This window comes from Runella sp. (assembly GCF_027484545.1).
Classification (GTDB): Bacteria; Bacteroidota; Bacteroidia; order Cytophagales; family Spirosomataceae; genus Runella.
This window is the reverse complement of the sequence record NZ_JAIXST010000291.1, coordinates 1-8,138: the sequence shown is the minus strand read 5'-3', so window position 1 is coordinate 8,138 and position 8,138 is coordinate 1. Positions and strand designations below refer to the sequence as shown.

6 protein-coding genes and 2 pseudogenes are annotated in these 8,138 nt (G+C 41.9%); 3 read left to right on the top strand and 5 right to left on the bottom strand.

Annotated features, from left to right (window positions below; all coding sequences use genetic code 11):
- Positions 1-265: pseudogene (locus tag Q0081_RS26225) on the top strand (hypothetical protein); the annotation flags it as partial.
- On the opposite strand, the pseudogene Q0081_RS26215 reads toward Q0081_RS26225, so the two are convergent.
- The 3 genes and pseudogenes from Q0081_RS26215 to Q0081_RS26205 all read right to left on the bottom strand — a co-directional run bounded on the left by Q0081_RS26215 (position 189) and on the right by Q0081_RS26205 (position 4,217).
- A pseudogene (locus Q0081_RS26215) lies at positions 189-2,830 on the bottom strand (polynucleotide kinase-phosphatase). The pseudogenes Q0081_RS26225 and Q0081_RS26215 sit on opposite strands and share 77 nt — an antisense overlap.
- The gene (locus Q0081_RS26210; protein WP_298360637.1) at positions 2,827-3,201 is read right to left on the bottom strand and encodes a hypothetical protein; all 375 of its coding nucleotides are present in this window, start codon (positions 3,199-3,201) and stop codon (positions 2,827-2,829) included. Before Q0081_RS26210 ends, Q0081_RS26215 begins: the two are co-directional and overlap by 4 nt.
- A complete protein-coding gene (locus Q0081_RS26205) occupies positions 3,198-4,217 on the bottom strand; it encodes a 3' terminal RNA ribose 2'-O-methyltransferase Hen1 (RefSeq protein ID WP_298360636.1) in 1,020 nt (339 codons plus the stop codon). The genes Q0081_RS26210 and Q0081_RS26205 overlap by 4 nt, the downstream gene beginning before the upstream one ends.
- 577 nt (positions 4,218-4,794) lie before the next feature.
- On the opposite strand from Q0081_RS26205, the gene Q0081_RS26200 reads away from it, so the two are divergent.
- Both Q0081_RS26200 and Q0081_RS26195 read left to right on the top strand, forming a co-directional pair.
- The gene (locus tag Q0081_RS26200) at positions 4,795-4,989 is read left to right on the top strand and encodes a hypothetical protein (protein WP_298360635.1); all 195 of its coding nucleotides are present in this window, start codon (positions 4,795-4,797) and stop codon (positions 4,987-4,989) included.
- Between the two features lie 61 nt (positions 4,990-5,050).
- A complete protein-coding gene (locus Q0081_RS26195; RefSeq protein WP_298360634.1) occupies positions 5,051-6,070 on the top strand; it encodes a YafY family protein in 1,020 nt (339 codons plus the stop codon).
- Between the two features lie 89 nt (positions 6,071-6,159).
- On the opposite strand, the gene Q0081_RS26190 is transcribed toward Q0081_RS26195, so the two are convergent.
- Entirely contained in the window at positions 6,160-7,065 is a 906-nt protein-coding gene (locus Q0081_RS26190; RefSeq protein WP_298360633.1) for a dihydrodipicolinate synthase family protein, read from the bottom strand.
- 168 nt (positions 7,066-7,233) lie between these two features.
- The gene (locus Q0081_RS26185; protein ID WP_310586534.1) at positions 7,234-8,016 is read right to left on the bottom strand and encodes a helix-turn-helix domain-containing protein; all 783 of its coding nucleotides are present in this window, start codon (positions 8,014-8,016) and stop codon (positions 7,234-7,236) included.
- Between the last annotated feature and the right edge of the window lie 122 nt (positions 8,017-8,138).

Below are 8,138 nucleotides of genomic sequence, written 5' to 3'. Positions count from 1 at the left end.
TTACAAAAAACGAAAAGAGGTAGAGAAAACAATTGGTTCGGGCAGAGCAGAAAAAGGCGTGGACATGATTGTGGCCTATCGGCAAAAAAATAAACCCATTGCATGGTCAGAAAAAGGCAGTTATGCCTTATCAACTTTGAGAGCAGAGGCTCTCAACTTAGCAAAAGCAGCATCAAGAACACTAAATATTACAGCAACAAAAAATTTAAAATCTCCCAAAACAAAAGCATCCTGCCGGTATAAGACCAAGCAGGATGCTTTGTGAAGTTAAAATGTATTTGCAATCTTGGGTCAACGGCTTCGCTTTCCAAGGCCAATACGCCAAAAACACATTGGTGTACGCGGCGCAAAGGCTCTTGTCTCACAAAACGTTCCAGTGCTTCCACTCAGAGGGCAAATTCACGTGACGCCAATGACCGTTTAATGCTTAAACCTCGACTTTTCAAACGAATCATGTTTTCAGGAGCCGTGTATTCAAGACCATAGATGATTCGTAAATAGTCTCGACCGCGAATTTTAATGGCCGGTTGCACCACCCCTTTTCCTGACGTATTAATAAATTGAAAAGGTTTGACCACCATACCCTCACCGCCTTGACCGGTTAAGGTTTCCCACCACTCAATACCTTTCTTCACACTGTCGTCATTGGCCAAATCAATAATTTGATAAGCTGTTTTCATCAAAATATTGTTTTCTCCACCGCAAAAAGCGCCAAGCTGTTCCAAATGCCACACATGGTCTTTATCAAAGTAGATTTTTCCTTCGGTGGCCAACAAATGAAACGGTGCCAATTTATAGTCAAAAACTGATTTTACCTCCCAGCAATATTGGCGGTAAGCGGTAATGTACTGCTCTGTCATCGTTTGACGTTCCTGATATTTTTCAAGCAACGGCAACGCTTCCTGCTGTCGTTCAAGCGTTTGCGTTAATACACTAACAACGTCTTTGAGTGCGGCAGAAGCTGACGCTCCCACAGCTGCATACTGGTTTTGTAACAGCGCTTGGGCTTTTGCGCTCCAAGGCATCAATTCACAGTCGAGACAAACCCAATCGGTATCAAATTTTTGCCAAAAACCTCTCTCGGTCAGCGTGTTTTGGATTTGGGCTAAAAAATCAGCTTCAAGCGTCGTATCGTTAAAAAACCTTCTTCCCGTTCGGGTATAGCATACGCCTACGCCTTCATTTTCTAAACCAAACCGACTTTTGACCGTTGATTCGTCTTTACAAACAATGACTACCGCCCGCGAGCCCATGTGCTTTTCCTGACAAACTACCTTATCAATTCCGTTTTTTTGAAATAGTGAAAGGCTTCCTGTGGATGCTCCAGTAATTCGGGAACCGAACTTGTCTCGGAAGGCGACATAGTGGGAGGCAAGTAAATCAGCCACTTAGGATGAATCGCAAATCGACTCATTGCTTCCAAAGCGGTGATGGTATTGCCTTCTCGCAGAGTGACATGCCCCATTAATTTCGTTTCGACCAATTGCTTTCCAATCAAATCCCCAACATCCAATACATCATCATTGTCAGACTGTAAGCTTACTTCAGTGGCAGTCAAAAACGGACGGGCTGGCTGACAGTAAGTCCTTTGTGCATCTATGCTGACAAGTTCTCGTTCGGGATAACGCAGTACCGTCAATTTGCCCCCGAACACGCATCCCGTATCAATGTCAATGGTATTGTTGAACCATTGTGCTTCGGGAACGGGTGTATAGCCGTATACAACCAATGCCTTTCCTTGATATTCGGAGGCCCAATTGTAGCGTACAGGCAAGCCAAATTCATCAATTTCGCCCGTAGTTTCACCGTACAAACAAAACTCGTGCACTGCCCCTGAACCGCGCCCATGCATTTCCTCTTTCAGGCCGGCGTGGGCTACTACCAATTTACCATCGTCGAAAACATAGTGACTGACGAGTTTATCAATAAAGGTTTTGGCTTTTTGTTTGAACTCGTCGCTTTCGTTGGCCAATTGTTCCACCGTCAGTTCCAGTCCGTGTTTGATTTGAACATTTTTGCCATTTAAGTAACGCATCAGCTTGATGTCATGATTGCCAGGCACGCACAATGCCAAGCCGCTTTCAACGGTATTCATCACCAGTTTTAGAACAGCGGGAGAATCAGGGCCTTGGTCTACCAAATCACCTAAGAAAATAAGGCGGCGAGAAGGTTCGATGGCATGAACCGTAAAAGTGGCTTTATCGACTTCATATCCCAGTTTTGTCAGCAATTCACAAAGTTCGTCGTAGCAACCATGAATATCTCCGATTATATCAAATGGGCTATGTTCGGCTTTACGGTTATTCCAAAGGGCTTCTCGGTGAACTTCCTGTAATTCAGCAATTTCTTCGATAGATTTAAATTCATAAATATGCCGAAAACCTTCGTACTTAAGTTTAAACACGGATTTCCGCAATTGCTGAATATGATTGGAAATTACTCTTGACGACAACACTCGGTCGGTACGTTCTTTATTTTGCTTCTGACATACGCTTTCGGGCAAATTAAGCACAATCGCACAGGGAATTACGTGGTATTTTTTGGCTATGTCCACGCATATTTTGCGGTCTTCGGGCCGTAAGTTGGTCGCATCCAAAACAGTCAACAAACCACGTTTCAGGCGTTTCGCAATGATGTCATGCGCCAAATCAAAAGCATCCGAAGTGGCTTCCATGCTATTTTCATCGTCAGCAATCAAAGCCCGGCAAAAATCACTGCTTACAATTTCGGTTGATTTAAACAGACGTTTGGCAAGGGTACTTTTCCCCGAACCCGACGGCCCGATGAGTAAAACCAAAGCCAACTCAGGCAGATTTATAGTAGTTTTCATGCGTTTTCTTTCTTAAAAATGGCCATTTGGCTCGGTACTCCGTTTGTTTCAGATTCTTCGCCTAACGATTTGATGGTGAATGAATAACTAAATTTTTTCTGTATTTTTTGGCACCAATTGGTAAATTCTGCTCTTGTCCATTCAAAACGGTGATCTTTGTGGCGCATCAGAGCTGCATCTTCCGTAAAGGTGACATTCCAGTCCTTATTGGGAGTCGTTAGGATGACATATTGGGGAGCTGCAAATTCAAAAACAGCGCGTTCCAAAGCAGGCAATCTATCGGCATCCAAATGTTCAATTACTTCAATCAATACGGCCGCCTCAAAACCTGCAAGGCGTTGGTCACGATAGGTCAATGCGCCTTGAATCAACTGTATTCGGTTTTTGTCCCGTTCAGATAACCGCTCAAAATGAAGACGTTCTTTGGCGATTTCCAAGAGATGTCCATTCCCAAAATCCGTTCAAATTTTCGTTCAGAAAGCAACAGCCGCAGCAATTTTCCTTCCCCACATCCCATATCCACCACCGTTTTTATATCTAATCCCAAAAGTTCCTGAAAAACAGTTTGGTGTCGAATATCATGTAATCGGACTTTCTTCTCAACAACGGGCGTTAAAGATTCCGGCTCCTCCAATTCAACCTCCGGTTCTTCTTCTTTCAAAAGAATTTTCACCGCTTCATTGGTCCATTCATGCAGGTGTTTTAAGTAGCGTTTGGTAATCAATTCTTTGAATGGATGCGATTCAAGCCAACCCGTTCCTTTTTCGAGCAACTTTTCCATTTCATGCTTTTCAACGAAATAGTGCTTATCATTATCCAATACCGGAATCAGAATATAAAGCTGGCTTAAAAGTGTTTTGAGGGGAATCGTATTTCGCAAAGTCACGGTAAAGTAGCGACTTTGTCCCCATTCTACGAACTTAGCATCAAGAATGTGGGACTCTGCTATAACCTCATAGCAAAGCGGTTCAAATAAATTCCGCAAGAGGGTTTCACCGCCATTTACCGCTGCCACCGCTATTTTTGCCTCAAGTGGAAGCGGTGTATCTACCAATTCAGGTTTATCGTTACAGCGTCCGTTCATGGCGGTTCCGAAAGCTTTGGCAATGGCCGCGCTCATAAAAGAAGACGCCACATAGGGTCGGTCGTTTACGTATTGCTCCAACATAAACCCTTCGCCGCTCGGTCCTTTGTTGTTACGGACAAGTCCTACGGTATCTATGTCAAGCAACAAAGCACAGGTGCATTTATCCTCCGAAACTTCCAGGTAAAAAATGTAGGCTAATCCGCTTGATAATTCAACTTGCTGAATTTTGGCGGGATGTTTGTGCAGAAGATAGCTAAGGTCTTCGGCTGATTTTCGGTTTAGAGTAATTGTTAAAAGCATACTATTATTGATTTCTGAAACAAAGTTTACCCCTACCTGCGCAGTCTTTTTGCGCAGGTGAAATTATTTTCGGAAATTTTGGAGAAATGTTAGGTCTAATAGTTCCTTTCGTGGCATTGAAGTGTCTAAATGTTGATTTTAACCTTAAAAATTAAACATATGGAATCAACACATATTCATATTCCGTTGCATGAAGGACAGTATTATCATGTTTATAATCGAGGGAATGGCGGAATTCCAATTTTTTACAATGAACGTAATTACTATTATTTCTTGAAAAAATATGATGAATATTTATCAGATATTCTCGAGACCTATTCTTATTGCCTTTTACCAAATCACTTTCATTTGTTGGTGCGGATAAAAGACTTTCCAAGTTTTGAAAACTTGGAAAGTCTCAAATTGCCTTATTCAAAAGAAAGAACAGTTGAAAACATTGTGAGTGAATTGTTTCGGCGATTTTTAATGAGTTATTCAAAATCTATTAACACTCAGCAAAATCGTAAAGGCAGTCTATTTCAGAAAAACTTTAGGCGAGTTCAATTTTATAACTGTTATTAGTTACTTACATTCACAAATGAGACACCATGGTTTCAAAACAAAAGATGAAGATTATCCGTGGTCTTCTTATCAACGTATGCTAATGGAACGTCCTTCTAAACTGCAAAAACAATATGTTTTAGAATGGTTTGGAGGAAAAGAGGAATACATTAAATTTCACCGAATGAACCATTCATTTCATGAAATAAAGAAATACATTATTGAAGAGTGAGACTTTCCAAGTTTTAGAAACTTGGAAAGTCTGAATACACCTCGAAAATCGAAACTCATCTATGCCCGTCAACCGCAATACCCTGATTCGTTTTAAAACCATTGATGCCTGCCTGCGCAATCGTTATCGTAAATGGAAGCTCGAAGATTTGATTGAAAAAGTCTCCGATGCCATGTATGAGTACGAAGGCATGGATAAAGGCATCAGCCGCCGCACCGTGCAGGCCGATATTCAGATGATGCGCAGTGATAAATTGGGGTATTTTGCGCCGATTATTGTGGTTGAAAAGAAATATTATACCTACGAAGACCCCAATTATAGCATCACGCAAATTCCGCTCACCGACCAAGATCTTACTCGAATGAACGAAGCGGTAGAAGTCTTACGGCAGTTCAAGGGATTTTCCCATTTTCAACAATTGAATTCGGTCATTCAAAAACTCGAAGCTCATGTGTATGCGGCTAAGCACCACCAAGGAGCGGTCATTGATTTTGAAAAAAATGAAAACCTGCGCGGATTGTCGTATCTGGAAGTTTTATATCAAGCGGTCGTCCAGCAAAAAGCATTGGATATGACCTATCAATCCTTTCGGGCACAGGAAGCAAGTCGGTTCTTTTTTCACGTTTGGTGGCTCAAAGAATTCAAGAATCGCTGGTTTGCCGTGGGGGTAAAAAATGGCCAAAGCGATATTCTGCATTTGGCCTTGGACCGAATGATAGAAGCAACACTCAACGATGAAGTGCAATACCGTTCCGATAAAAATCATGCCCCAGAAGAGTTTTACAAAAACGTGATTGGCGTAACGGTAAGTCCGACATTACGGGCGAAAAAAGTAAAAATTTGGGTGAGTGCCGAGCACGCACCGTATGTGGAAACCAAGCCACTCCATCATTCACAGAAAGTGCTCGAACAATTGCGCGACGGCATCATTATTGAAATCTGCGTCCAACACAATTTTGAATTGAAAAAAGAAATCTTGGGTTTTGGAGACGGAATGAAAATGCTGACGCCTGAGCATTTGCGCAAGCGCATTCAACAGCGACTCAGCGCGGGAGCAAAGCAGTATGAAGATATTGATTGATTTGAACACAGATAAAACGGATTTAACGGATAAATCTCTCAAAATCCGTTGAATCAGTACTATCCGTGTTCTATTATTTATGCACTTTTCTAAATCGCAGGTAAAACAGGCCGTTTTGCCAAAGAATCATTAATAACCCGCAATACACTCTCTCGTTCTTCACCAATCAAAGGCAAGCGCGGTTGACGAACATATTCCGTTCCTAAACCCGTCGCAACCTCGGCTAATTTGATATTTTGGACAAATTTGTTAGAAACGTCCAAGTGCAGCAGTGGGAAAAACCAACGATAAATTTCGCGGGCTTCTACCAAGCGACCTTGTTTTGCCAATTCATAAATCACCACTGTTTCGCGCGGGAACGCATCCACCAAGCCCGCAACCCAGCCATCGGCTCCCATAAGCAGACTTTCCAAAGCCAAGTCATCTACGCCGGACAGGATTTTAAAACGACCGCCCAATTCGTTGATAATATCGGTCATGTAACGAATATCTCCCGTTGATTCTTTCATGGATTCAAAGTGAGCATTTTGGGCCAAATCTTTGAACATCGGAATACTGACAAAGTTCTTATAAGCCAATGGGTTATTATAAACCATCACGGGCAAATCCGTGGCGTCCGCTACGGTATGCATATAGTGCACTGTTTCGCGATCGTCGGCAGGGTAGCGCATCGGAGGTAAGAGCATGAAACCATTGGCTCCTGCGTCAGCAGCCTGTTTGGCAAAACTAACCGCTATTTTCGTGCTGTTTTCGGCAATACAAATAATCAATGGCACCCGTTCCGCAATCACCTCTTTGGCAGAACTCAAAAGCGCTAATTTTTCATCGTAAGTCAACGTGCTGTTTTCACCCAACGAACCGCAAACTATGATGCCGTGAACGCCCGCTTTGATTTGCTCGTCTATGTTGTAGGTAAATGTCTTAAAATCAAGAGTTTCGTCTTCAAAGAATTTTGTCGTAACGGCGGGATATACGCCAGTCCAGTTTGGTTTCATTCTCTAACTATTTTGAGGGTGATTGCTTATTGCGAATTATTGTACAAAATTAAAAAGGCAGTTTCATTCTCTTCTTCCCTAAATTAATGAATTATAATACTATTTTAGCAACAATGGATTGAATTGAGACAGTTAAGCTGCAACTGCGTATTATTTTTAGCTACTTGTTTAGGCGGCGGTGTCTTTATTATATTTGTTTTTATAATCCAACGGAGACAGTCCCGTTACCTTTTTGAATACATCCCGAAACGCCTTGGTATCATTATACCCCACATCATACATCACTTCGTTGACGGTTTTTCTCGTTAATTCCAAGTGCTTTTTAGCGGCTTTAATCTTCACCCGTTGGAGGTATTCAATCACGGTATTGTTGGTCGCTTTTTTAAATCTTCGTTCAAAGGTTCGGCGACCAATGCCAAATTTATCCGACAATTCATTGACCGTCACTTTTTTCTGATAATTGATTTCAATAAAATCCTGCACCTTTTTTATTTCTGCATCATCGTGCATTTTTTGACCTTTAAAAATACTGAACGGCGATTGACTATCGCGGCCAATGTCCAATACAAAAAACTTGGAAGCCAGAATAGCCATTTCACGTCCAGCATATTTTTCAATCAAATGCAACAACAAATTCCAGTAAGAAGTAGCTCCTCCGCTCGAATAAAGTCCATTTTGCTCCACAATTATTTTGTGGTCTGTAAGGGTTACTTCGGAAAACATCGTTCTGAATTCGTTAGCAAACAGCCAATGTGTAGAGCAGGATTTGCCGTTTAATAGCCCGGTAGAAGCCAATAGAAAAGCACCCAGACACAAACTCGCCACTTCTGCCCCACTTTTATAGTGTTGCACAATCCACAGAAGCAATTCCTGATTGCGTTTGATGGCATATTCTAAATGTCCGCCTATGGCCGGTATAATCACCAAGTCTGCTTTTTTTACGTCTTGCAGAAGTAGGCACTGATTCTTTAATTTATGGTAAACATAGGAGGTTTCATCATTAAAAGGTCTTCTAATGAGTAAATTTGCTTGACAAGGCCTTGTTTCATAGCAGGTGAGTTTTTTTTATACTT